The 24,976-nt window shown below is 72.2% G+C and carries 22 protein-coding genes; 10 read left to right on the forward strand and 12 right to left on the reverse strand.

What is annotated here, in order from left to right; all coding sequences use genetic code 11:
- Positions 1-135: 135 nt before the first annotated feature.
- Positions 136-1,323, forward strand: coding sequence for a beta-eliminating lyase-related protein (locus GHR20_RS16370; RefSeq protein WP_237520585.1), 1,188 nt, complete (start codon positions 136-138; stop codon positions 1,321-1,323).
- A gap of 99 nt (positions 1,324-1,422) precedes the next feature.
- Here GHR20_RS16370 and GHR20_RS16375 read toward each other — a convergent pair whose 3' ends face one another.
- Positions 1,423-2,094 (reverse strand): response regulator transcription factor, encoded by a 672-nt coding sequence (locus GHR20_RS16375; protein WP_111583074.1) that lies wholly within the window; start codon positions 2,092-2,094, stop codon positions 1,423-1,425.
- 31 nt (positions 2,095-2,125) lie between these two features.
- The gene (locus GHR20_RS16380; protein ID WP_153813581.1) at positions 2,126-3,331 is read right to left on the reverse strand and encodes a sensor histidine kinase; all 1,206 of its coding nucleotides are present in this window, start codon (positions 3,329-3,331) and stop codon (positions 2,126-2,128) included.
- 118 nt (positions 3,332-3,449) lie between these two features.
- On the opposite strand from GHR20_RS16380, the gene GHR20_RS16385 reads away from it, so the two are divergent.
- Positions 3,450-4,475, forward strand: coding sequence for an SAM-dependent methyltransferase (locus GHR20_RS16385; protein ID WP_153813582.1), 1,026 nt, complete (start codon positions 3,450-3,452; stop codon positions 4,473-4,475).
- A 66-nt stretch (positions 4,476-4,541) separates the two neighbouring features.
- On the opposite strand, the gene GHR20_RS16390 is transcribed toward GHR20_RS16385, so the two are convergent.
- The 3 genes from GHR20_RS16390 to GHR20_RS16400 all read right to left on the reverse strand — a co-directional run bounded on the left by GHR20_RS16390 (position 4,542) and on the right by GHR20_RS16400 (position 8,440).
- Positions 4,542-5,693, reverse strand: coding sequence for an NADH-quinone oxidoreductase subunit D (locus tag GHR20_RS16390; protein WP_153813583.1), 1,152 nt, complete (start codon positions 5,691-5,693; stop codon positions 4,542-4,544).
- 83 nt (positions 5,694-5,776) lie between these two features.
- Positions 5,777-7,219 (reverse strand): hypothetical protein, encoded by a 1,443-nt coding sequence (locus GHR20_RS16395; RefSeq protein ID WP_194858896.1) that lies wholly within the window; start codon positions 7,217-7,219, stop codon positions 5,777-5,779.
- A 96-nt stretch (positions 7,220-7,315) separates the two neighbouring features.
- Positions 7,316-8,440, reverse strand: coding sequence for an alpha/beta hydrolase-fold protein (locus GHR20_RS16400; protein WP_148027165.1), 1,125 nt, complete (start codon positions 8,438-8,440; stop codon positions 7,316-7,318).
- Between the two features lie 225 nt (positions 8,441-8,665).
- Here GHR20_RS16400 and GHR20_RS16405 point away from each other — a divergent pair, with 225 nt between their 5' ends.
- From GHR20_RS16405 to GHR20_RS16430, 6 genes are all read left to right on the forward strand, one after another.
- Positions 8,666-10,480 (forward strand): phosphatidylglycerol lysyltransferase domain-containing protein, encoded by a 1,815-nt coding sequence (locus tag GHR20_RS16405; RefSeq protein WP_111583079.1) that lies wholly within the window; start codon positions 8,666-8,668, stop codon positions 10,478-10,480.
- A gap of 64 nt (positions 10,481-10,544) precedes the next feature.
- On the forward strand, positions 10,545-11,435 hold the full coding sequence (folP, locus tag GHR20_RS16410; RefSeq protein WP_111583378.1) for a dihydropteroate synthase: 891 nt from the start codon (positions 10,545-10,547) through the stop codon (positions 11,433-11,435).
- The gene (locus GHR20_RS16415; protein WP_153813584.1) at positions 11,432-11,968 is read left to right on the forward strand and encodes a nuclear transport factor 2 family protein; all 537 of its coding nucleotides are present in this window, start codon (positions 11,432-11,434) and stop codon (positions 11,966-11,968) included. The genes folP and GHR20_RS16415 overlap by 4 nt, the downstream gene beginning before the upstream one ends.
- 256 nt (positions 11,969-12,224) lie before the next feature.
- Complete coding sequence (folB, locus tag GHR20_RS16420) at positions 12,225-12,584, forward strand: dihydroneopterin aldolase (RefSeq protein WP_111583081.1); 360 nt, start codon at positions 12,225-12,227, stop codon at positions 12,582-12,584.
- Positions 12,581-13,192 carry a 2-amino-4-hydroxy-6-hydroxymethyldihydropteridine diphosphokinase gene (gene folK, locus GHR20_RS16425; protein WP_111583082.1) on the forward strand — a complete coding sequence of 204 codons (612 nt, stop codon included), beginning with the start codon at positions 12,581-12,583 and terminating at the stop codon, positions 13,190-13,192. Before folB ends, folK begins: the two co-directional genes overlap by 4 nt.
- An 80-nt stretch (positions 13,193-13,272) precedes the next feature.
- Complete coding sequence (locus GHR20_RS16430) at positions 13,273-13,764, forward strand: DUF3180 domain-containing protein (protein ID WP_111583083.1); 492 nt, start codon at positions 13,273-13,275, stop codon at positions 13,762-13,764.
- Between the two features lie 36 nt (positions 13,765-13,800).
- Here GHR20_RS16430 and folE read toward each other — a convergent pair whose 3' ends face one another.
- The 6 genes from folE to dacB form a co-directional block, all read right to left on the reverse strand.
- Positions 13,801-14,406: a GTP cyclohydrolase I FolE gene (gene folE / locus GHR20_RS16435; protein ID WP_111583084.1), complete on the reverse strand. Its 606-nt coding sequence runs from the start codon at positions 14,404-14,406 to the stop codon at positions 13,801-13,803.
- A gap of 124 nt (positions 14,407-14,530) precedes the next feature.
- On the reverse strand, positions 14,531-16,570 hold the full coding sequence (ftsH, locus tag GHR20_RS16440) for an ATP-dependent zinc metalloprotease FtsH (protein WP_161215267.1): 2,040 nt from the start codon (positions 16,568-16,570) through the stop codon (positions 14,531-14,533).
- A gap of 220 nt (positions 16,571-16,790) precedes the next feature.
- Positions 16,791-17,351, reverse strand: a complete 561-nt coding sequence (hpt, locus tag GHR20_RS16445; RefSeq protein ID WP_037660361.1) for a hypoxanthine phosphoribosyltransferase — start codon at positions 17,349-17,351, stop codon at positions 16,791-16,793.
- 90 nt (positions 17,352-17,441) lie between these two features.
- Positions 17,442-18,509, reverse strand: coding sequence for a tRNA lysidine(34) synthetase TilS (gene tilS, locus GHR20_RS16450; protein WP_111583085.1), 1,068 nt, complete (start codon positions 18,507-18,509; stop codon positions 17,442-17,444).
- A gap of 192 nt (positions 18,510-18,701) precedes the next feature.
- On the reverse strand, positions 18,702-19,835 hold the full coding sequence (locus GHR20_RS16455; RefSeq protein WP_153813585.1) for a zinc-dependent metalloprotease: 1,134 nt from the start codon (positions 19,833-19,835) through the stop codon (positions 18,702-18,704).
- Between the two features lie 111 nt (positions 19,836-19,946).
- Positions 19,947-21,503 carry a D-alanyl-D-alanine carboxypeptidase/D-alanyl-D-alanine-endopeptidase gene (gene dacB, locus GHR20_RS16460; protein WP_153813586.1) on the reverse strand — a complete coding sequence of 519 codons (1,557 nt, stop codon included), beginning with the start codon at positions 21,501-21,503 and terminating at the stop codon, positions 19,947-19,949.
- 124 nt (positions 21,504-21,627) lie between these two features.
- On the opposite strand from dacB, the gene GHR20_RS16465 reads away from it, so the two are divergent.
- A complete protein-coding gene (locus GHR20_RS16465) occupies positions 21,628-22,119 on the forward strand; it encodes an inorganic diphosphatase (protein WP_111583088.1) in 492 nt (163 codons plus the stop codon).
- 114 nt (positions 22,120-22,233) lie between these two features.
- Positions 22,234-23,889: a threonine/serine exporter family protein gene (locus GHR20_RS16470; RefSeq protein ID WP_153813587.1), complete on the forward strand. Its 1,656-nt coding sequence runs from the start codon at positions 22,234-22,236 to the stop codon at positions 23,887-23,889.
- Between the two features lie 5 nt (positions 23,890-23,894).
- Here the strand turns inward: GHR20_RS16470 and GHR20_RS16475 are convergent, their stop codons facing one another.
- Positions 23,895-24,950: a VTT domain-containing protein gene (locus GHR20_RS16475; protein WP_153813588.1), complete on the reverse strand. Its 1,056-nt coding sequence runs from the start codon at positions 24,948-24,950 to the stop codon at positions 23,895-23,897.
- Positions 24,951-24,976: the final 26 nt, after the last annotated feature.

The following is a 24,976-nucleotide window of genomic DNA, read 5'->3' on the forward strand; positions in this document are numbered from 1 at the left end:
CGATTTCTCGTCATGTTAACGCTATCTCGGTCCGGCGCCGACCGGTTGTCCACAGGCTGTGGGTTTTGACACGCCCGGGCCGGGCCGCGGAATTCCCGGTGCCCCGAGCGGCCCCGGCGCGGCATGATCCCGGGCATGACCGAGACATCTGGGCAGGACACGGAACCCACCACCGAGGAGCGGACGGAGCCTACGGCCAGGGAGCGGTGGGCGGCGGTACGGCGGCAGGGCGCGCGCCGGCTGAGCCACGCGCCCGCGGGCGACTCGCTGCGCGCACGCCTCGCGGACCTGGCGGAGGCGGGGGCGGGGGTCTACGACCTGGACGAGCCCGCCGACATCTACGGCAACCGGATCGTCGCCGGCCTGGAGGAGCGGGTCGCCGCGCTGCTGGGCACGGAGGACGCCGCGTTCTTCCCGTCGGGCACGATGGCCCAGCAGGTGGCGCTGCGCTGCTGGGCGGCCCGCACCGGCAACCCGGCGGTGGCCCTGCACCCCCTCGCCCACCCCGAGGTGCACGAACGCGACGCCCTCAGCCAGGTCAGCGGGCTGCGCCCGGTGCATGTCGGCAGCGGCATCGACCAGCCGACGGCCGCGGAGATACGCGACCTGGCGGAGCCCGTCGGCGCGCTGATGCTCGAACTGCCGCTCCGGGACGCCGGGTTCGTGCTGCCCACATGGCAGGAGCTGACCGCACTGGTCGAGGCGGCACGGGAGCGGGACGCGGTGGTGCACTTCGACGGCGCGCGTCTGTGGGAGTGCGCCGAGCACTTCGGGCGCCCGCTGGCGGAGATCGCGGGCCTGGCCGACAGCGTCTACGTGTCGTTCTACAAGTCCCTCGACGGCCTCGGCGGCGCCGCGCTCGCCGGGCCGCGCACGCTCGTCGAGGAGGCGCGGACCTGGCGGCACCGCTACGGCGGGCAGATCTTCCAGCAGTTCCCGACCGCGCTGTCCGCGCTGATCGGCCTGGAGCGCGAACTGCCCCGGCTGCCCGAGTACGTCCGGCACGCGCGCGTGGTCGCCGCCGCGCTGCGCGAGGGGTTCGCCGAGGCGGGTCTGCCCTGGGCGCGGGTGCATCCGGAGGTGCCGCACACCCACGAGTTCCAGCTCTGGCTGCCGTACGAGCCCGAGGTGGTGGCCGAAGCGGCGCTGCGGCAGGCCGAGGAGACCTCGGTGGCCCTCTTCCCCGGCCACTGGTCGGGCGACGCGGGCCCCGGCATGGCCCGCACGGAGGTGTCCGTGCGGGCGCCCGGCCTGGAGTGGACGGCGGAGGAAGTGCGGGCCGCCGTACGGGACTTCGTACGGCGGCTGCCGGGACGGGGCTGAGGGTGCCGGGGACGGGTCGGGGCCGGGGACGGGCCGGGGACGGGTCGGGGCCGGGGACGGGTCGGGGCCGAGGGCGGGTCGGGGCCGGGCGGCCGCGGCTCAGCGGCCGCCGCCGGCCCGCACCAGGCCGGTCTCGTAGGCCAGCACCACCACCTGCACCCGGTCCCGCAGGCCCAGCTTGGTGAGGATGCGGCCCACATGGGTCTTCACGGTCGCCTCGGACAGCACCAGCCGGGCCGCGATCTCCCCGTTGGACAGGCCCTGCGCGACCAGCACCATCACCTCGCGCTCCCGCTCGGTGAGCCGCTCCAGCTCCTTGTGCTTGGGGTCCCGGTTGCCGGAGGGCAGCATCGGCGCGAACCGGTCCAGCAGGCGGCGCGTGGTGGAGGGCGCCACCACCGCGTCGCCGCTGTGCACGGCGCGGATGGCCGCGAGCAGCTCACCGGGCGGCACGTCCTTGAGCATGAAGCCGGACGCGCCCGCCTTCAGCCCGGAGAAGGCGTACTCGTCCAGGTCGAACGTGGTCAGGATCAGCACCTTGGGCGGGTCCGCCTGCTCGCAGATGCGCCGGGTGGCCTCCACGCCGTCGAGCTTGGGCATACGGACGTCCATCAGGACGACGTCGACCGCGGTGGAGCGCAGCGCCTCCAGGGCCTCGACGCCGTCCCCCGCCTCGGCGACGACCTCCATGTCCGGCTGGGCGGCGAGCACCATCCCGAACCCGGTGCGCAGCAGCACCTGGTCGTCGACGAGCATCACGCGGATCGTCATCGGGGTCCTTCTTCCATCCGTCTTCGGTGACTCAGTGCGCCGGTTTGAGCGGCAGAAGGGCGCTGATACGGAACCCTCCGCCGGGACGCGGCCCGGCGTCCAGGGTGCCGCCGACCATGCCGACGCGCTCGCGCATCCCGATCAGGCCGTGCCCCCGGCCGTCGGCGCCGCCCTCCTCGTACAGCTCCTGCGGGGCGCCCTTGCCGTCGTCCTCCACGAGGAGGCCGAGACCGTCGTCGAAGTAGACCAGACGGACGCTCGCGCCCGCCTTCGGGCCGCCGTGCTTGCGGGTGTTGGTGAGCGCCTCCTGCACGATCCGGTACGCGGTCAGCTCCACCCCGCTGGGCAGCGGGCGCGGGGTGCCCTCCACCGCGAAGTCGACGGGGAGGCCGGAGCGGCGGCACTGCTCGATCAGCTCGTCGATCTGCTCGACATCGGGCTGCGGGACGTACTCCCCGCTCTCCTGGTGCTCCCCGGTGCGCAGCACGCCCAGCAGGCGGCGCATCTCGGCGAGGGCCTGCCGGCCGGTCGAGGAGATCGTCTCCAGGGCCTTCCTGGCCTGGTCGGGGGCGGCGTCCAGGACGTAGGCGGCGCCGTCGGCCTGGACCACCATCACGGACACGTTGTGCGCGACGACGTCGTGCAGTTCGCGGGCGATCCGGGCGCGCTCGGCGGCGACCGCGACCTTCGACTGCGCCTCGCGCTCCTTCTCCAGGCGGGCCGCGCGCTCCTCCAGCTGGGCGAAGTAGGCGCGCCGGGTGCGCATCGAGTCGCCGAGCACCCAGGCGAGCGAGAACGGCACGGTCTGGAAGACCACGATGGCGACCTGTCCGAGGAAGCTTGAGTGCTGCGCCGGCCAGCGCAGCTGCGCCATGGACGCGGCGCAGAAACTGGCGACCAGGGCGAGCCGGGAGGCCCAGCCCGCGCCCATGGTGGCGACCGTGTAGGTGATCACCAGCAGGGCGAAGTCGGCGACGGTCGTCTCCACGTCCAGCACCAGCTGGGCGAGGCCGGTGGCGAGCGCGAGCAGCAGCATCTGCTCCGGGAGCCGGCGGCGCAGCGCGACGACGACGCACAGGACGGCGGAGACCACGACGGGCGCGGCGAGCGATCCCCGGTGGTCGGGCGCCCCCTGGAGATTGACCTCGCTCAGCGTCGACAGCCCGAACAGGACGACGGCCCAGAAGGAGTCGACCCCGGTCGGGTGGCGGCGGAGGAAGTCGTAGAGGCGCTGCACGTAACCCAGCGTAGGGAAACGGAATGCCCGACCGGGTCAACCGGAGGGCCGATCCGGGCCCGGCGCGCGTACTCCCCAAGGTGGAGGTGATGATCATCTTCTGGCCTACTCTGGTGCGGTGACGCAGGAGACACCGGGGCAGCGGCGGGAGGCGCCCGGGAGCCCGCGCGGCTGGCGGGCGGCGGCCGAGGAGGCCCTGTACGGCCCCGCCGGCTTCTACCGGCGCCCGGAGGGCCCCGCCGGGCACTTCCGTACGTCCGTGCACGCCTCGCGGCTGTTCGCGGGGGCCGTGGCGGAACTGCTCCAGCGGGTCGACACGGCGCTGGGACGGCCCGCGGCGCTGGACTTCGTGGACATGGCGGCCGGGCGGGGCGAACTGGTCGCCGGGGTGCTCGCCGCCCTGCCGCGCGAGGTGGCGGCGCGCGTGCGGCCGTACGCCGTGGAGATCGCGGGCCGCCCCGCGGGCCTGGACGAACGCGTCCGCTGGTGTGCCGGGCCCCCGGCGGAGATCACCGGGCTGCTGTTCGCCAACGAGTGGCTGGACAACGTGCCCGTGGACGTGGCCGAGACGGACCCCGCCGGGGTGCCCCGGTACGTGCTCGTCGGCGACGACGGCACCGAGCGCCTCGGCGCCCCGGTGACCGGCGCGGACGCGGACTGGCTGGCGCGCTGGTGGCCGCTGGGCGCCGAGGAGGGCACCAGGGCGGAGATCGGGCTGCCCCGGGACCGGGCGTGGGCGGCGGTCACGGGCCGGGTGGCGCGCGGGCTCGCGGTGGCCGTGGACTACGCCCACACCGCCGGGGCGCGCCCCCCGTTCGGCACACTCACCGGCTTCCGCGCGGGCCGCGAGACGACGCCCGTACCGGACGGGAGCTGCGACCTCACGGCCCATGTCGCCCTGGACGCGTGCGCGGCGGCGGACGAACATCCGGCCCCCGCGCGCCTGCTGACCCAGCGCGCCGCCCTGCACGCCCTCGGCCTCACCGGCGGGCGCCCCCCGCTCGCGCTCGCCTCCAGCGATCCCGCCGCCTATGTGCGCGCCCTGGCGAGCGCCGGGGAGGCCGCCGAACTCACCGCCCGGGGCGGCCTCGGCGACTTCGGCTGGCTGCTCCGGGCGGTGGAGATCGCGGACCCGCTGGCCTGAATGGGCCGCTGCCGCCCGTCCGCTGCTTGTCGACTACTTGTCGACTACTTGTCGACTACTTGTCGACTACTTGTCGATGTCGCCGACCACGAAGAACATCGAGCCCAGGATCGCCACCATGTCCGCCACCAGCGTCCCGGGCAGCAGCTCGGTCAGCACCTGGATGTTGTTGTACGACGCCGAGCGCAGCTTGAGCCGGTACGGGGTCTTCTCGCCCTTGCTGACCAGGTAGTACCCGTTGATGCCGAGCGGGTTCTCGGTCCAGGCGTACGTATGGCCCTCGGGCGCCTTCAGCACCTTCGGCAGCCGCTGGTTGATCGGCCCGGGCGCCAGCTCGGCGATCCGGTCCAGGCAGGCGTCCGCGAGCTCCAGCGCGTTGTGCGTCTGCGCCAGCAGCACCTCGAAGCGGGCCAGGCAGTCGCCCTCGCTCCGGGTGACGACCTTCAGCGTGTCCTGGAGCTCGCCGTACGCCAGGTAGGGCTCGTCGCGGCGCAGGTCGAAGTCGACGCCCGAGCCGCGCGCGATGGGCCCGCTCACCCCGTAGGCGTGCACCGCCTCGGGGGCGAGCGCGCCGACCCCGCGCGTGCGCCCCCGGAAGATCTCGTTGCCGAGCACCAGGTCGTCGAAGACGTCCATGCGCGAGCGCACCGCCGCGACGGCGGCACAGGCGCGGGCCGTCCACCCGGCCGGCAGGTCCTCCTTGAGGCCGCCGACGCGGTTGAACATGTAGTGCATGCGCCCGCCGGAGACCTCCTCCATGACGTTCTGGAGCACCTCGCGCTCGCGGAACGCGTAGAACACCGGGGTGATCCCGCCCAGTTCCAGCGGGTAGGAGCCGAGGAACATCAGGTGGTTGAGCACCCGGTTCAGCTCCGCGAGCAGGGTGCGCGTCCACACCGCGCGCTCCGGGACCTCCATGCCGAGCATCCGCTCCACGGCGAGGACCACGCCCAGCTCGTTCGAGAACGCCGACAGCCAGTCGTGGCGGTTGGCCAGCATGATGATCTGCCGGTAGTCCCGCGCCTCGAAGAGTTTCTCGGCACCGCGGTGCATATAGCCGATCACCGGCTCGGCCCGCACGATGCGCTCACCGTCCAGCACCAGCCTGAGCCGCAGCACGCCGTGCGTGGACGGGTGCTGGGGACCGATGTTGAGCACCATGTCGGTGCTCTCCGCGGCACCGCCGATCCCGACCGTGGTCTGCGTCGTAGGACTCATGCCCCCCAGTTTCCCCCATGCCGGGACGCGCGAAGGCCCGGCTCCCCTGGGCGGGGGCCGGGCCTACGCGGGACGTGCCGTCGTCAGGAGGCCGCGCTGCGCAGCCCCTGGACGTCGATCACCTCGGTCTCGTCGTGCGCCGTCAGGTCGATGACCTGGCCGACACCACGCGCGCTGTCGTCGGCGGGCTTGAACTCCGCCTCCGCCTCGGCCTTGTGCACGGCCAGCGCCTCCTGGCCGACGACATCGGCCAGGTCCTCGTTCTGCACGGCGTCCAGCGCGGCCTTCGGCGTCGCCTTCTGCGTGCCGAAGAAGTCGAAACCACCCCCGGTCAGCGGGCGCCGCGCGGGCGTGGCCGGTACGACGGCCACGGCGGTCGGCACGGTGAAGTGCCCGGCGGAGGCCCGGCCCACGGGGGCCTCGGTGGTCTCGGTGGTCTCAGAGTTCTCAGAGGTCTCCGGGGTCTCGCCGGTCTCCGGGGTCTCGCCGGTCTCCGGGGTCTCGCCGGTCTCCGGGGATGATCCGGTGGGCTCCGGCGTGGCGGACTCGTCGGCCGCGGCGGACTCGGTGGCCGTCGTATGCCCGTCGGCCGCCGGCGACCGGTCCCGCGCCGCCGTCCCACCGACCGGCACGTCCCCGGCGCCCTCGGCGTTGTCGAAGCCCTCGGCACCCGAGGCACCTTCGGTCGCCGGCGCGGCCCCGTCCTGCGGCGCCGCCTCGGTCCTCGCCTCGTCCCGCCCGGCTATGTCTCCCTCGGCGCCGTCCCCTTTGGCACCGGCCTCGTCCTCGCCCGCCGTCCCGGACTCGGACACGGGCTCGGACCCGGAGGTGGTGGCGGTGACGGTGGCGGCGCCGGTGCTCCCCGCGGCATCCCGGTCGAACGCGGCGAGCGCCCGCAGCGCCTGCCCGTACAGCTTGGCGCCCTCGGCGGAGAAGACGTCGTACGCCTTCTCCGTCTCCTTGTCCCCGGCGGTGGCCTGCTCGGCGCTCCGCGCGGGCGGCAGCGCCGGGGAGGCCGCGCGGGACGGCAGCGAGGGCGCCGTACGCCCGGCCGGCTCCAGCGCGGGCGCGCCCGACTCGATCTCCAGCAGGCGGCGCCCCTCCAGGGCGCTGGCACGCTCGGTCTCCGCGGTGGCGTAGCGGCGCAGCAGGGCGGCGTGCTCATTGCGCAGGCCCGCCAGTTCGGCGCGCTTGGCGCGCAGCCGCTGCTCCAGCTTGCCGCGCAGTTCGCGCGACTCCTCCAGGTCGGCCTCCAGCTCGGCGACCCGTTCCTCGAAGCGCCATTCGTCACCGGCGCGGGCGCGGGTGAGGTCGGCGACCTGTTTGCCCGCGTGGATGTCCCAGCGGCGCATCACGAACGCACCGGCGAGGGCGGTCGCCGCGGCGGCCCCGGCCAGCGCGCGCACGACCGCGGCCTCGGAGAACACCCAGGGGCCCAGCGCGCACACGACGGAGACGCCGGCGATCGCGGAGGGAGGCAACAGCCGGTGCAGAGGCGGGGAATGGCGGTGGCGTCCACGTGGCATGGCCAGAAACTTACCGCGCGTAGGCGACCGATGGGCCCCCGCCCCGCAAAAACACGGCCATACGGCGTGCCTCACAGGGCGTCAGGACCGAGGCGTTCAGTGGGAGACGAGCCGGGCGCCGAGCCACTGCAACGCCGCCGGGATCTCCCGGCGCCAGGTGTTGAAGTTGTGACCGCCGCTCGGGAGGATGATCGAAGAAATCCTGGTCACGTTCGTTTCCTGCACGTTCTTGATGAACCGAAGCGTGTCCTTGTAGTTGTGCTCACCAATTTTGCTGCTGGTGACGAGCAGTGACGTTTCGGGGGCCGCCTGGTGCTTGAGCACCCAGAAGAGGTTGGCACGATTGCGCAGGTTCTTGTCACCGTGGAACAGGTCACCGGTGGTCGGGTCGATCGGCGCCTTGTAGTACGGCGACAGGCCCACGGCGGCGCCGTACGACTTCGGGTGGTGCATGGCGATCTTCAGCGCGCAGTACCCGCCGGTCGAGTCGCCGATGATGCCCCAGCTCGCGGGCGTGGGGTCCACCCGGTAGCGGCTCATCACCGACTCGCGCAGGTCCTTGGCGAAGAACGTCTCGGTCTTCGGGCCCCCGGGCACGTCCACGCACTCGGTGTCCCGCGGCGGCGCCACGGACGGGCGCAGCATCACCAGGATCATCGGCTGCATCTTGCCGCCCTTGACGAGGCGTTGCGCCGTGCTCGGGTAGTTCAGCTTGTCGACCAGCGCCTGCGCGGTGCCGGGGTAGCCGGTCAGGACGACCGAGACCGGGAACTTGCGGTCGCGCTGGCCCGGCTGGAAGTACTCCGGCGGCAGGTACACGAACGCCGGCGCGGCGATCCTCGTCGAACGGCCCAGGATGTCGATCTTCTGCACCTGCCCGGCCACCTGCGGCAGCCCGCTGCTCACCCCGGGCACCCGCGAGGCGGAGACCACCCGGATCGGGCTGCCGGCGCCGTCCGCTATGTGGTCGACGACCACGCCCTGGCCGTCCTCCTGGCCGAACAGGTCCGCCCAGGTGGAGTAGAAACCGAATGCCTGGTTGGCGGCGAGGCCCACCGAGGCGAAGACCGCGACCTGGGTGGCGAGCAGCAGCCCGACCCGTCCGCCGATGGTCCGCCAGTGCTGCCGGGCCAGGCGCGGCCACAGCCACACCGTGCCCGCGAACAGCGCCACGGCGAGCACGATCGCCAGCAGCAGCACCTTGTTGCTCGTGAGACCCATGGACTGTTCCTGCCTGCGCTCTAGGCCCGTGCGCCCCCACGCCTCGTGGCGTGGGTTTGCCCGGAGCTTTCCTCGGCCTTTGGCCCGACTTTCCGGTGGGGAGTGAACCTCTCTCCCCAAGACACCGTCCTAGAGGGCGCAATGTCACCGGATGCCCGATCGGGCCCGGGTTCAAGGTCTCTCGCAGAACTACGGGATGCGATGTCTGTCAGGATAGATGGGGAAATGTCGGGCGGGGTTCCGGGCCGATCAAGCCGGGCGCGGCGCATACTGCGCGGCCCGCGCCCCGAGGCCGTACCCGGCCTGGTCGGCAGGGCGGTCGCCCTCGTCGGGCTCCTGGACATCGCCGCCGGGGTCTTCCCGCGCTTCCGGCACAGCCGTATGCACGCCATCGCCGAGGTGCTGCCCGGGTCCTTCGGGCCCTTCGCGGCGGCACTCTCGCTGAGCGCCGGTGTGCTGCTGCTGCTGCTCGCGCACGGACTCCGGCGGCGCAAGCGCCGGGCATGGCGCGCCGCGGTCGCGCTCCTGCCGGCCGGTGCGGTGGCCCAACTGGCCTACCGGCACTCGCTGATCGGCCTGCTGATCACGATCCTGCTGCTGGTGCCGCTGGTGTGGCACCGCCGGGAGTTCGCGGCCCTGCCCGACCCGCGCAGCCGCTGGCGCGCGCTCGCCAACTTCGTTCTGATGAGCGCCGGTTCGCTGATCCTCGGGCTGGTCATCGTCAGCGTCCACCCGCACCGCACGCTGGGCGACCCGAGCCTGGCCGACCGGCTCACCCATGTCGTCTACGGCCTGTTCGGCTTCGAGGGCCCGGTCGACTACCAGGGCGCGACCTCCTGGACCGTCGCCTTCTCGCTCGGCGCCCTCGGCTGGCTCACCGCCGTCACCACCATCTACCTGGCCTTCCGCCCCGAGCACCCGGCCGCCCGCCTCACCGCGGACGACGAGGTGAAACTGCGGGAGCTGCTGGTCAAGCACGGCCGCCGCGACTCCCTCGGCCACTTCGCGCTGCGCCGCGACAAGGCGGTCGTCTTCTCGCCCAGCGGCAAGGCGGCGGTCACCTACCGCGTCATCTCCGGTGTGATGCTCGCCAGCGGCGACCCCATCGGCGACGTCGAGGCATGGCCGGGCGCCATCGAGCGCTTCATGGACGAGGCCAAGGCGCACTCCTGGACCCCCGCGGTCGTGGGCTGCTCGGAGACCGGCGGCGAGGTGTGGACCCGCGAGACCGGCCTGGACGCCCTGGAACTGGGCGACGAGGCGGTGGTGGACGTCGCGGATTTCTCGCTCGCCGGGCGCGCCATGCGCAACGTCCGGCAGATGGTCAAGCGCATCGAGCGGGCCGGCTACGAAACCCGGGTACGGCGTATCTCTGACCTCGGCGACGCGGAACTCGAGCGCGTCCGGCGGGCCGCCGAGGACTGGCGCGGCACCGACACCGAGCGCGGCTTCTCCATGGCGCTGGGCCGCATCGGCGACCCGTCCGACGGCGACTGCCTCATAGCCACCGCCCACAAGGCCGACGACGAACCCGGTGAGTACGGCGATCTGAAGGCGATCCTGCACTTCGTGCCCTGGGGCAAGGACGGCGTCTCGCTGGACCTGATGCGCCGTGACCGCAGCGCCGACCCCGGCATGAACGAGCTGCTGATCGTGGCCGCCCTCCAGGCCGCCTCCAGGTTCGGTGTCGCCCGGGTCTCGCTGAACTTCGCCATGTTCCGCTCCGCCCTCGCGCGCGGCGAGAAGATCGGCGCGGGCCCGGTGCTGCGCGCCTGGCGCGGGCTGCTGGTGTTCCTCTCGCGCTGGTTCCAGATCGAGTCGCTGTACAAGTTCAACGCCAAGTTCCAGCCGCGCTGGGAGCCGCGCTTCATCGTCTACCGCGCCACCAGCGACCTGCCCCGCATCGGCTTCGCCACCATGCAGGCCGAGGGCTTCGTCACCCTGGCCCTGCCGCTGCCCCGCTTCCTGCGCCGCCGCCGCTCGGCCGCCGAACGCGCGTGCGCCCACTCGGTGACCGAACGGGACGCCCGAGCGGCGTGATCCCCCCGGCGCCGCCCCGGCCTTCCGGGCCGTGGCGGTGCTGCCCGGGGCCTACGCTGAACGTATGAACAACCACAGCGGGCGCGGCCGAGTGGCGGGCCTTCCGGCATGGGACCGGTGCGCGGTCATGGGGGTCGTGAACGTCACCCCCGATTCCTTCTCCGACGGCGGCCGCTGGTTCGACACCACCGCGGCCGTCAAGCACGGCCTCGACCTGGTCGCCGAGGGCGCCGACCTGGTGGACGTGGGCGGCGAGTCCACCCGTCCGGGCGCCACCCGGGTGGACGAGGCGGAGGAGCTGCGGCGGGTCGTCCCCGTCGTGCGCGGACTCGCCTCCGAGGGTGTCGTGGTCTCCGTCGACACCATGCGCGCCTCGGTCGCGGCCCGGGCCCTGGAAGCCGGCGCGGCCCTCGTCAACGACGTCAGCGGCGGGCTCGCCGACCCCGAGATGATCCCGGTGGTCGCCGACGCCGGCGCCCCCTTCGTCGTCATGCACTGGCGCGGCCTCCTGGAGGGCGCCACCGTCCACGGGGTGTACGACGACGTCGTCGGCGAAGTCGTCGACGAACTGCGCGCCCGGGTGGACGCCGTACTGGCCGGCGGCATCGCGCCCGACCGGATCGTGCTCGACCCCGGCCTCGGCTTCTCCAAGGAGGCCGAGCACGACCTCGCCCTCCTCGCCCGCCTCGACCGGCTGACCGCCCTCGGCCATCCGCTGCTGGTGGCCGCCTCCCGCAAGCGGTTCCTCGGCCGGGTCCTCGCCGGGCCCGGGGGCGCGCCGCCGCCCGCCCGGGAGCGCGACGCCGCCACCGCCGCCGTCTCCGCGCTCGCGGCGCAGGCCGGCGCCTGGGCCGTACGCGTCCACGAGGTGCGCGCCACGGCGGACGCCGTGCGGGTCGCCCGCGCGGTCGAAGCGGCCCGGCAGGCGGACCGTACGACGGACGGAGCCCGGTGAGCGCCCCGCACACCGACGTCGAACAGGTCGAAGCCGCCAACACCGCCTTCTACGAGGCCCTGGAGCGCGGCGACTTCGAGGAAGTCTCGGCCCTCTGGCTCACCCCCGCCGACCTGGGCGTGGACGACGAGTACCACGACCCCGCGGACAGCGGTGTGATCTCCTGCGTGCACCCGGGCTGGCCGGTGCTCACCGGGCGCGGCGAGGTCCTCAGGTCGTACGCCCTGATCATGGCGAACACCGACTACATCCAGTTCTTCCTCACCGACGTCCATGTCTCCGTCACCGGTGACACCGCGCTGGTCACCTGCACCGAGAACATCCTCAGCGGCGGACCCGCCCCGGCGGAGGGCGACGAGCTCGGGCCGCTGGTCGGTCAGCTCGTCGTCGCCACCAACGTGTTCCGGCGCACACCCGAGGGCTGGAAGCTCTGGTCGCACCACGCCTCCCCCGTGCTCGCCGAGAGCGACGACGACGAGGCCGACGACGACGGCGCGAACGGGCTGAATCCGGACGACGGCCCCCTCGGCTGAGCGGGTAGGGGAAGGGGGGTGGCCGGGCGGTTCCCGGAAGTGGTTGGAATCACCTACCCCGGGGTATGAGCGGCTACCAGCCCCGACGCGACCGCGTTCACCGGGGAAAACGGGCGGTGAATCCGGCCGCTGCCGGCCGCGCCCGCGCCCCTGGGGCCCGGTGCTGTCGGTGCCCGCAGGTAGATTCGTGTGCGACCGGTGTCTCGCACGCACGCGGTACGACCGGTCGTTCCCGACGATTGCAGGAGTGATTCGCGTGGATCGTGTCGCGCTGCGCGGCCTGAAGGCTCGCGGGCACCATGGCGTGTTCCCCAGGGAACGCGAGGAGGGCCAGACCTTCCTCGTGGACCTGGTCCTGGGCCTGGACACCCGGCCGGCCGCGGCCGACGACGACCTGACGAAGACCGTGCACTACGGCGTCGTGGCCGAGGAGGTCGTGGCCGTGGTCGAGGGCGAGCCGGTGAACCTCGTCGAGACCCTCGCCGAGCGGATCGCCCAGACCTGCCTGAAACACGAAGGGGTCGAGGAGGTCGAGGTGTGCGTCCACAAGCCGGACGCCCCGATCACCGTCCCCTTCGACGACGTGACCGTCACCATCATCCGGAGCCGAGTATGACCCGACCTTTCGTCCAGGGTCACAGTGACCCGACCGTCCAGCCGGTGCCCGCCTCGGTCGTCGAGCGGGTGGACGCGGCGGACACCACCCTCCAGAACCCCAAGTGGGCCGTGATCTCCATCGGTTCCAACCTCGGCAACCGCCTGGAGACCCTCCAGGGCGCCGTGGACGCGCTGGAGGACACGCCCGGCGTCCGGGTGAAGGCCGTGTCGCCGGTCTACGAGACGGAGCCCTGGGGCGTCGAGCCCGGCAGCCAGCCGTCGTACTTCAACGCGGTGGTGGCCCTGAAGACCACCCTGCCGCCGTCCTCCCTGCTGGAGCGGGGGCACGCCATCGAGGAGGCGTTCAACCGCGTCCGCGACGAGCGCTGGGCCCCGCGCACCCTGGACGTGGACATCGTCGCCTACGCCGATGTCACCTCCGACGACCCGCAGCTGACCCTGCCCCACCCGCGCGCCCACGAGCGCGCCTTCGTGCTCGCTCCCTGGCACGACGTGGACCCCGGTGCCCAGGTGCCCGGCCGCGGCACCGTGGCCGACCTGCTCGCCGCCGTCACCCGTGAAGGTGTCGAGCCGCGCGCGGACCTGGAACTCCGACTGCCCGAGTAGTCGTTAAGGTCAACGACGACTCGGCAGTCGATCATCCGGGCATCATCCGGGACCCGGTCCGGGGGAACTGAAGGGACACCGTGAGAGAGCTGCGCATCAGGGTGCTGGCCGGCGTGTTCGTCGTGGCGGGCATCCTGTCCTGGGCGGGCGCCCGCCTCTGGAACTCGATCGGGACCCTGCCCAGCGTCCCCCTGGCCGCACCCGTCGTGCTCGCCCTGATCGCCGTGGTCCTGCTGGCCACGGCGCTCTCGCTGCGGGCCCGTTTCAAGGCCCAGCGCGAGCGGCGCCCCGGCGCGAAGGGCGTCGACCCGCTGATGGCGGCCCGCGCGGTCGTCTTCGCCCAGGCCAGCGCCCTGGTCGCCGCCCTCGTCGCCGGGATGTACGGCGGCACGGGCGTGTTCCTGCTGGAGCTGCTCGACCTCCCGGCCCGCCGCGACCAGGCGTTCTACGCCGGTTTCTCCGTCCTGGCCGGACTCGCCGTCATAGCGGCCGCCATCTTCCTGGAGCGCGTCTGCAAGCTCCCCGAGGACGACGACCAGGACCACCACCAGGGCGCGGAACCGGCGGCGTGACCGCCGGTCCCCCGGACCCCGCCGCGGGGCCTCGGCTCAGCGCGCCATGATCAGGCTCATGGCCTCGTTGCGGGTCGCCGCGTCCCGCAGCTGACCGCGCACCGCGGACGTTATGGTCTTGGCGCCCGGCTTGCGGATGCCGCGCATCGACATGCACATGTGCTCGCACTCGACGACCACGATGACGCCCCGCGGCTCCAGGATCTCCATCAGGGAGTCCGCGATCTGCGTGGTGAGCCGCTCCTGCACCTGCGGCCGGCGGGCGTAGACGTCCACCAGGCGGGCCAGCTTGGACAGGCCGGTGATCTTCCCGGAGACCGACGGGATGTAGCCGACATGGGCGACGCCCCGGAACGGCACCAGGTGGTGCTCACAGGTCGAGTACACCTCGATGTCCTTCACCAGGACCATCTCGTCGTGGCCCAGGTCGAACGTCGTGGTGAGCACGTCCTCCGGCTTCTGCCACAGTCCGGCGAAGATCTCCCGGTACGCCCGCGCCACCCGGGCCGGCGTCTCGCGCAGCCCCTCGCGGTCGGGGTCCTCACCGATGGCGAACAGCAGCTCGCGTACGGCGTTCTCGGCGCGCTTCTCGTCGAACTCGCCGACGGGGCGCTCGCTGTCCAGCGTCACCGGGTCGGTCATCTGGTGCCTCGTTCCTGTCGTCCCAGGTGCGTGCATACGGAAAATGCCGCGCCCCCCAGGCTAGAACCTGGGGGGCGCGGCGTTCATTCCGGGCCTGAGTGGCCGGGAAGCGACCGGCGTGCGGTCAGCTCTCCGGGCGCTCCTCCGGGGTCTGGTCCGTCACGGGGGCGGACTCGGTGGCGGTGGACTTGACCGTGCTGATCGCGGCCGTCGCGCCGTTCGCACCGTTGGTCAGTGCCAGCTCCTTGGGGGAGAGCACCGGCGGGCGGGTGGACGGGGTACGGCGCGAGGAGCCGGTCCAGGCGGGCCGCGCCGGGCGCTTGACGATCGAGGCGAAGACCTCGGCGATCTCCTCCTTGCCCAGCGTCTCCTTCTCCAGCAGCTGGAGGACGAGGTGGTCGAGCACGTCGCGGTTCTCGACCAGGATCTCCCACGCCTCGTTGTGCGCGGTCTCGATCAGCTTCTTGACCTCTTCGTCGACCAGCGCGGCGACCTCTTCCGAGTAGTCGCGCTGGTGCGCCATCTCACGGCCGAGGAAGGGCTCGCTGTTGTCGCCGCCGAACTTGATGGCGCCGAGCCGCTCGGTCATGCCGTACTGGGTGACCATCGCGCGGGCCAGGTTGGTGGCCTTCTCGATGTCGTTGGCGGCACCGGTGGTCGGGTCGTGGAAGACCAGTTCCTCGGCCGCCCGGCCGCCCAGCATGTAGGCGAGCTGGTCGAGCATCTCGTTGCGCGTGGTCGAGTACTTGTCCTCGTCCGGCAGGACCATGGTGTAGCCGAGGGCGCGGCCGCGGGACAGGATCGTGATCTTGTGCACCGGGTCGGAGTTCGGCGAGGCCGCCGCGACCAGGGCGTGACCGCCCTCGTGGTACGCGGTGATCTTCTTCTCCTTGTCCGACATGATCCGGGTCCGCTTCTGCGGGCCCGCGACCACGCGGTCGATCGCCTCGTCCAGCGCCTTGTTGTCGACCAGCTTCTGGTCGCTGCGGGCGGTGAGCAGCGCCGCCTCGTTCAGCACGTTGGCCAGGTCGGCGCCGGTCATGCCGGGGGTGCGGCGGGCGACGGCGGCCAAGTCGACGTCGGGCGCGACCGGCTTGCCCTTCTGGTGGACCTTGAGGATCTCCAGACGGCCCTGGAGGTCCGGCGGGTCGACGGCGATCTGGCGGTCGAACCGGCCGGGACGCAGCAGCGCCGGGTCCAGGATGTCGGGCCGGTTGGTCGCCGCGATCAGGATCACGCCGCCCTTGACGTCGAAGCCGTCCATCTCGACCAGCAGCTGGTTGAGGGTCTGCTCGCGCTCGTCGTGACCACCGCCGAGGCCGGCGCCGCGGTGGCGGCCGACCGCGTCGATCTCGTCCACGAAGACGATCGCCGGGGCGTTCGCCTTGGCCTGCTCGAACAGGTCGCGGACGCGGGAGGCGCCGACACCGACGAACATCTCCACGAAGTCCGAACCGGAGATCGAGTAGAAGGGCACCCCGGCCTCGCCCGCGACGGCACGCGCCAGCAGGGTCTTGCCGGTACCCGGGCGGCCGTAGAGCAGCACACCCTTGGGGATCTTGGCGCCGACGGCCTGAAACTTGGCCGGCTCCTGGAGGAACTCCTTGATCTCGTGGAGCTCCTCGACGGCCTCGTCACAGCCGGCGACGTCGGAGAAGGTCGTCTTCGGGGTGTCCTTGGTGATGAGCTTGGCCTTGGACTTCCCGAAGTTCATGACCCGGGAGCCGCCGCCCTGCATCTGGTTCATCAGGAACAGGAAGACGACGACGATCAGTACGAACGGCAGCAGGGAGAGCAGGACACCGACGAACGGGTTCTGCTTCGACGGCGAGATGGTGTAGCCGTCGGGGATCTGCTTGTTCTGGTACCTGGTCTGGAGATTGTCGGCGAGCTGAGCGCCCTGGTCGCCGATGTAGCTCGCCTGGATCTTGGAGCTGCCCTCGACCTTCTGGCCGTCCTTGAGCGTGACCTTGACGGTCTGCTCGTCGCCGGTGGTCAGCTTGGCCGACTGGACCCTGTTGGCATTGATCGCCGCGACGACCTGGCCGGTGTCCACCGACTTGTAGCCGCCGGACGAGCCGACGACCTGCATCAACACGACCACGGCAAGGACGGCCAGCACGATCCACATGACCGGCCCACGGAAGTATCGCTTCACGTCCATCCATACGGAGCGGTGCCGCCCCGTCCCTCCTGCCATAGTGAGTTTGATAAGACAGTTCTTCCGACGGTACCCCAGCCTTGGCGCCCGAAGCCGCGCGAAGCCGTTTCGAGAGTCAGGGAAACCCGTCTCTGCATGCTTCAACGGCACGGGACCCGCCGGGGTTCCCGATCACCTCGCCGGGCTTGGGCCGAGTGGCTCAGCCCACGCGCCGGGTCGGGTCTCAGCCGCCGTAGACGTGCGGCGCGAGCGTACCGACGAACGGCAGGTTGCGGTACTTCTCGGCGTAGTCCAGGCCGTAACCGACGACGAACTCGTTCGGGATGTCGAAGCCGACCCATTCCACGTCGATGGCGACCTTGGCGGCGTCCGGCTTGCGCAGCAGCGTGCACACCTTGAGGGAGGCGGGCTCGCGCGAACCGAGGTTGTTGATCAGCCAGGACAGCGTCAGGCCGGAGTCGATGATGTCCTCGACGATCAGGACGTCACGGCCCTTGATGTCGGTGTCGAGGTCCTTGAGGATGCGCACGACACCGGAGGACTGGGTGCCCGCCCCGTAGGAGGACACGGCCATCCAGTCCATGGTGACCGGGGTGGACAGCGCCCGCGCGAGGTCGGCCATGACCATCACCGCGCCCTTGAGGACGCCGACGATGAGCAGATCCTTGCCCGCGTACTCCGCGTCGATCTTCGCAGCCAGCTCGGCCAGCTTGGCGTCGATCTCTTCCTTGGTGATGAGCACCTTCTCGAGGTCGGCACCCATGTCTTTCGCGTCCACCCGCATCACTTTCGGTCGTCCCGCACTTACGGCCGCAATCACGGCCTCCGGCTGCCCCGTGCCGGCCGCCGGAGGGTCGCTCCGGACGGTCGGGATTCAGCCTTGCCGAATCACCAGTCTGCCACCCTGCCGCTGGGCGACGACCCGGCCCGGGAGATTGATGGCTCCCTGGCCGCGCCACCCGGTGATCAGGCGGTCGACTTCCTCGATGTGACGGGCGAACAGGGAACCGGCCGGGGCGCCCGCCTCGATGGCGGCGCGGCGCAGGATCCGGCGGCGCACGGCGGGCGGCAGGGCGTAGAGCTTGGCGCACTCCAGCAGGCCCGCCGCGTCCCGTACGGACGCCTCGGCCTGGCTGGCCCAGGAGTCGAGGGCGTCGGCGTCGTCGCGGGAGAGCTGGGCGGTGCGGGCGAGCGCCTCGACGACGCCCTTGCCGAGGGCCTTCTCCAGGGCGGGCAGGCCCTCGTGGCGCAGCCGGGAGCGAGTGTAGGCGGGGTCGGTGTTGTGGGGGTCGTCCCAGACGGGCAGGGACTGGACCATGCACGCCTTGCGGGCGGTCTGCCGGTCGAGGTGCAGGAAGGGGCGCCGGTAACGGCCGCCGGCCCCCGAGACCGCGGCCATTCCGGACAGGGAGCGGATGCCGGAGCCGCGGGCGAGGCCCAGCAGGACGGTCTCGGCCTGGTCGTCGCGGGTGTGGCCGAGCAGGACCGCGGCGGCGCCGTGGCGGTCGAGCGCGGCGTCCAGGGCGGCGTAGCGGGCGTCCCGGGCGGCGGCCTCGGGGCCGCCGTCGCGGCCGACGTCGACGGAGACGGACTCGACCGGGTCGAGGCCCAGGCCGCGCATCCGCAGGGCGACCTCGTCGGCGCGCAGGTCGGAGCCGGGCTGCAGGCCGTGGTCGACGGTGATGCCGCCGGCGCGCAGGCCGAGCCGGGGGGCTTCGAAGGCGAGGGCGGAGGCGAGGGCCATGGAGTCGGCGCCGCCGGAGCACGCGACGAGCACGAGAGGGCGCTCGGGCGCGGACACGAGGGTGGATCCGAGCGGGGAGGGGAGCCGCTCGGCCAGCCGGTCCGGGCGCTCGCCGGAGGTCGGGAGGGTGTTCAGGATGTCGTGGAGGACGCGGCGGACCGCCAGGCGTATCGCCGCGACCGCAGGATGGGGACCCATTGTCCGGTTCCCTTCATGAAGTATCCGGGGGGTGAGCCCGATTCGGTCACTCAGAGTGTGTCGATGGTGACAGAAGCGGGCCGTTCCCCGAGCATTGCACGCCTACGCATGAGCCACGGTCCCTCGGACGGGTGATTGGAGGGGCGTTCGACTGCCGTCGGCCGGATTCGATTCACGACCCCGGCGTGCGTTTCACGACTCTGCCTTGCGGTGCACCCGCGCGATCCAGTCCGCCGGTTTGGCGATCTCCGCCTTGGTGGGCAGGGTGTTGGGCGAGGTCCACACGCGGTTGAAGCCGTCGATGCCGACCTGGTCGGTGACGGCTCGTACGAAGCGTTCACCGTCCCGGTACTGCTTGAGCTTGGCGTCCAGGCCCAGCAGTTTGCGCAGGGCCTGGTCGAGCCGGGAGGCGCCCTTGGCGCGCCGCTGCTGGAACTTCTCCCGGATCTCGGCCACGGACGGTACGACGCTCGGGCCGACCCCGTCCATCACGTAGTCGGCGTGGCCCTCCAGCAGGGACATCACGGCGGTGAGCCGGCCGAGGACCTCGCGCTGCGCGGGGGTCTGCACCAGCTCCACGAAGGAGCGGCCGCCGTCGTCCTCCTCGGCCTCGGGGCGGCCCCCGGCGAGGGACTGGGCGGCCTCCCGGATGCGCTCCAGGAAGGTCATGGGGTCGACGTTCGTCTCCGCCAGGAAAGACTGGATCTCGCCCTCCAGGTGGTCACGCAGCCAGGGCACGGCCGTGAACTGCGTGCGGTGGGTCTCCTCGTGCAGGCACACCCACAGGCGGAAGTCGTGCGGTTCGACGTCGAGTTCGCGCTCCACGTGGACGATGTTGGGCGCGACGAGCAGCAGCCGGCCGCCGCCGTTCGCGCCGGCCGGCAGATCGCGGCCGGCGGGGGCGAAGGTCTCGTACTGGCCGAGGACGCGGGAGGAGAGGAACGAGAGCAGCATGCCCAGTTCCACGCCGGTGACCTTGCCGCCGACGGCGCCGAGGACGGCGCTGCCCGGGCTGCCCGCGCGGCGTTCCTGCATCTTGTCCAGGAGCGGTTTGAGGATCTCCCGGAAGCCGGCGACATTGGCCCGGACCCAGCCGGGGCGGTCGACGACGAGCACGGGGGTGTCGTGGCTCTGCTCGGTCTCCAGCCGGGTGAAGCCTCTTACGTGCTCCTCCGAGGCCCTCGCGTGCCGCCGCAGTTCCGCGACGACGGACCGGGCCTCGTCCCGCGAGATGTCGGGGCCGGGCCGTACGAGCCGAGTCGCGGTCGCCACCGCGAGGTTCCAGTCGACCATCCCGGGGGATGCGGTGCCTCCGAAGCCTGTCATGCGTCAACGGTACGTGAGCGTTACCACTTGGGGCAGGCCGTGGGCGCCGGGATCGGCGGGACACCGGGCCGATACGGGCCCGCCGCGACGCGGCGGTGGGCCCTCGCCGGATCAGCCGCAGCCGCACGCCGCCAGGGCCGTCGCCGTCTTGTCCAGGGCCGACTGGGCGGCCATCGGATCGGTGGTGCCGGAGGCCAGGAAGGCGAAGGCCAGCAGCCGGCCGTCCTGGTCGACGACCGTGCCGGCCAGGGTGTTGACGCCGGTCAGGGTGCCCGTCTTGGCGTGCACGAGCCCGGCCGCGCCGTCGGCGTAGCGGCTGGTCAGCGTGCCGGTGAAGTGGGCGATGGGCAGGCCGGTGAGCAGGGGGCGCAGGCCGGGGTGGCCCGAGGTGCCGGCCTTGACCAGGATCGCGGTCAGGAGGTCGGCCGTGAGCCGGTCGTCGCGGTCGAGCCCGCTGCCGTCGTGGAAGGCCGCGCCCGTGAGCGGCAGGCCCAGCTTCCGCAGCTGCCCGGCGATCGCCTTCGCGCCCCCGTCGAAGCTGCCGGGCTGCCCGCTCGCGAGGGCGGTCTGCCGGGCGAGGGCCTCGGCGATGTCGTTGTCGCTGTTGGTCAGCATGCGCTCGACCAGGGTGGCCAGCGGCGGCGAGGAGACGCTCGCGACGGTCTCGGCGTGCGCGGCGCCCTTGGCCGGGGCGGGGCCGGTCGCGTCGACGCCGGCGGCCCTGAGGAAGCCCGCGAACTTCCGCGCCGCGTCCTGCGCCGGGTCGGCGACCCGGCGCACGGGTCCGCTGGCGGAGCCGTCGGTACGGCCCTCGTCGGCGACGAGGGCGCTGACCGGCGCCAGGTTGTCGTTGACCCCTATGGGGTGCAGGGCCGGCCCGGCGTAGAGCGTCGTGTCGTACGACAGCGCGATCTTGTGGACGCCGCGTTCCCGCAGCGCGGCCGCGGTGCGCGTCGCCAGGGTGCGCAGGCTCGCCCACCCGTCGGCCTTGGCGTGCGCCGTGAGCGTGGGGTCGCCGCCGCCGACCAGGACGAGTCCGCGGTCGCCGGCCAGGAGGGCGGTCCGGGTGGTGAGGCGGTGGTCCGGGCCGAGCGCGTTCAGCGCGGCGGCGGCGGTGGCGAGCTTGGTCGTGGAGGCGGGCGTGAGCCCCTTGTCGGGATTGACGCCGTACAGCCGCCTGCCGGTGGCCGCGTCGACCACCACCGCCGTGTGGCCGTCCCCGAGCGCGGCGGAGCCCAGGAGCGGCCCCAGGACGTCCGCCAGGGCCGTGCCGCCCGCCGCCGGGGCCTGGCGGGTGCCGACGGGGCCGGTCGCGGCGCCCAGGCCCGCCAGGACGGCCGGCGCGCTCGGCGCGGGCCGCGGGCCGCCCGCCGCGGGGCCCGGTCCGTGATCTGCGCCACGTGCGTGCCCCAGGGCGGCCGCCCGGTCCCGCTCGGCCGTACGCTGACCGGTGGCGTCCCAGGGCCCGGCCAGGGCCACCACACCGCCGGTGAGCACCAGGCCGGCGGTGACGGCGCCCGCGGTGTACCGCAACGTGCTGAGGGAACGCGGACGGGGGAGGTCGGCGAGCAGCGGTCGCACCGTGGACACCAAGCGCGTGACCTGCGGTTTCGCCGTGCTCACGGCATGCGCGAGACGCGGTCGTACGGCGCTCGCGATCCGCCTCACCCGCGGTCCCGCGGCCCGCCAAGGCCCGAGCTCCGGCACGACCACCAGCCCCTTTCGCGATCACACACCTGCGTGAGGGACACTTAACCACCAGAACTATGTGCTGATCATGAAGGAGCCACCGGTGGAGTTCGACGTCACGATCGAGATCCCGAAGGGTTCGCGGAACAAGTACGAGGTGGACCACGAGACCGGTCGGATCCGTCTGGACCGTCGCCTCTTCACCTCGACCGCCTACCCGACCGACTACGGATTCGTCGAGAACACCCTCGGCGAGGACGGCGACCCGCTGGACGCGCTGGTCATCCTCGACGAGCCGACCTTCCCGGGTTGCCTGATCAAGTGCCGCGCGATCGGCATGTTCCGGATGACGGACGAGGCGGGCGGCGACGACAAGCTGCTGTGCGTGCCGGCCACCGACCCCCGGGTGGAGCACCTGCGCGACATCCACCACGTGTCGGAGTTCGACCGCCTGGAGATCCAGCACTTCTTCGAGGTCTACAAGGACCTGGAGCCCGGCAAGTCCGTCGAGGGCGCCAACTGGGTGGGCCGCACGGAGGCCGAGCAGGAGATCGAGCGGTCCTACAAGCGCTTCGAGGAGCAGGGCGGTCACTGACCCCCCGGTTCGCACAACGGGCCGCACGCTTCGTGTGCGGCCCGTTTGCATGCCCGCGTGGGGTGCATGCGCATACTGAGGCCAGCGGAAGGTGTCGTTCAGGGACGGTGCGAGGTGACGGAGGCGGACGACCGCAAGCCCCGGTCGGACGAGGCGCGGTACGACCCGGAGATCACATCGGAGTTCGCCATCCCCAAGGGACTCGACGTCCCGAGGACGGGGGGCGAGCCGGAGACGACCTCCGAGTTCCAGGTGCCGCAGGGGCTGCTCACGCCGCAGCCGCCGGCCGGTGAGCCGGAGGGGTCGGCGTTCAGCACGCCCAGAACGTACGGCCCCCAGGGCGGGTTGACGGCGTTCACCCCGGCCACCGGGGTGCCCCTGGTCAGCCTGGTCAAGGACGCGCCCTGGCAGGACCGGATGCGCACCATGCTGCGCATGTCGGTGGCGGACCGGCCCGCGCCGGAGCCGGTGCAGCACGAGGAGGAGAGCGGCCCGGCCGTCCCGCGCGTGCTGGACCTGACCCTGCGTATCGGCGAGCTGCTGCTGGCGGGCGGCGAGGGCGCGGAGGACGTGGAGGCCGCGATGTTCGCGGTGTGCCGGTCCTACGGCCTGGACCGCTGCGAGCCCAACGTCACCTTCACCCTGCTGTCGATCTCGCACCAGCCGTCCCTGGTCGAGGACCCGGTGACGGCCTCGCGGACGGTACGGCGCCGGGGCACCGACTACACCCGGCTGGCGGCCGTCTTCCGGCTGGTGGACGACCTGACCGACCCCGAGACCCATGTCTCCCTGGAGGAGGCGTACCGGCGCCTCGCGGAGATACGCCGTAACCGGCACCCCTACCCCGGCTGGGCGCTCACCCTGGCCAGCGGGCTGCTGGCGGGCGCCGCCTCGATGCTCGTCGGCGGTGATCTGATCGTCTTCTTCGCGGCGGCGGTCGGCGCGATGCTCGGCGACCGGCTCGCCTGGCTGTGCGCGGGGCGCGGGCTGCCGGAGTTCTACCAGTTCACGGTGGCCGCGATGCCGCCCGCGGCGATCGGGGTGGCGTTCTCGCTGGCCCATGTGGACGTGAAGGCGTCCGCGGTGATCACCGGTGGACTGTTCGCGCTGCTGCCCGGACGGGCGCTGGTGGCGGGCGTCCAGGACGGCCTGACGGGCTTCTACATCACCGCCTCGGCCCGTCTCCTGGAGGTTCTGTACTTCTTCGTGGGCATCGTCGCCGGTGTCCTGCTCGTCCTGTACTTCGGCGTGAAGGTGGGCGGCAAGCTCAACCCGGAGGCGGCGCTGCACATCTCCGAGCGCCCCCTGATCCAGATCGTGGCCTCCATGCTGCTGTCGCTGACCTTCGCGGTGCTGCTCCAGCAGGAACGGTCCACCGTGCTCTGGGTGACGCTCAACGGGGGCGTCGCCTGGAGCGTGTACGGCGCGATGCACTATGTCGCCGACATCTCGCCGGTGGCCTCCACGGCCGTCGCCGCGGGCCTCGTCGGGCTGTTCGGGCAGCTGCTGTCCCGCTACCGCTTCGCCTCCGCGCTGCCGTACACCACGGCCGCGATCGGGCCCCTGCTGCCCGGTTCCGCCACGTACTTCGGGCTGCTGAACATGGCCCAGAACAACGTGGACAAGGGGCTGGTGTCACTGGCCAACGCGGCGTCGCTGGCCATGGCGATCGCGATCGGGGTCAACCTGGGTTCGGAGATCTTCCGGCTGTTCCTGCGGGTCGGCTCCCCCGGGAAGCGCCGGGCGGCGAAGCGGACCAGGGGATTCTGAGCGGCTTACTGCTCGCGGTAGTCGTACGGGTACGGGTGCTGGTTCTGGCCTCGGTCGTCCTGGCTCTGGCCCTGCTGCTGCGGGTACTGCCGGGGGTCGTAGTACGGCTGCTGGGGCTGGTGCTGGTTCCAGTCCTGCTGCGGGTTCCAGTCCTGCTGCTGGGGCTGCTGGTACCGGGGCTGCTGAGGCTGCTGATACGGGGGCTGCTGGTACTGAGGCTGGGGCGGGTTGCCGTAGCCCTGGGGGCCGCCGTACTGCCGGCCGCCGTAGCCCTGGTCGTGCCCCTGGTCGCCGTACGGCTGCTGGCCGCCGTACTGCTGCTGCCCGTGGCGCTCGTCCGGCTCGATGCGGCGCAGCCGGGTCGTGGCGTCGTCCATGACCGGCGGCTGCGGGAAGCGCGGCGCCTCGGCGGCGGGGCGGGGCTGCTCCCCGGCGGCCTTCTTGCTCTTGCCGCGGGCCCGGAGGTACTCGATCGCGATCGGGACCACCGAGACGAGGACGATCAGGATCAGGATCGCCTCGATGTTGTCCTTGACGAAGCCGATGTTGCCGAGCCAGGAGCCCAGCAGGGTGACGCCCGCGCCCCACAGGGCGCCACCGATGATGTTGAAGGTCAGGAAGGAGCGGTAGCGCATGCCGCTCACGCCCGCGATGATCGGCGTGAAGGTGCGCACCACCGGCACGAAGCGGGCCAGGATCAGCGACTTGGGGCCGTACTTCTCGAAGAACTCGTGCGCCTTGACCACGTTCTCCTGTTTGAACAGGCGCGAGTCCGGCCGGTTGAACAGGGACGGGCCGACCTTCTTCCCGAACATGTAGCCCGCCTGGTCGCCCAGGATCGCGGCGACGCAGATCAGGGCGATCGCGCCCCACAGCGGGAAGTCCAGCTGGTGCGAGGTGATCAGCAGACCGCAGGTGAACAGCAGCGAGTCGCCGGGCAGGAAGAAGCCGATGAGCAGGCCGGACTCGGCGAAGACTATGAGCAGCAGACCCCAGACGCTGTACGTGTCGAGCAGATAGTTGGGATCGAGCCAGCTCGGGCCTAGGGCGAGTGTCATCACGGGTCCGGGCTCCTGAAGGGGGGAGA

The sequence above is a fragment of the Streptomyces sp. SUK 48 genome (assembly GCF_009650765.1).
Lineage (GTDB): Bacteria > Actinomycetota > Actinomycetes > Streptomycetales > Streptomycetaceae > Streptomyces.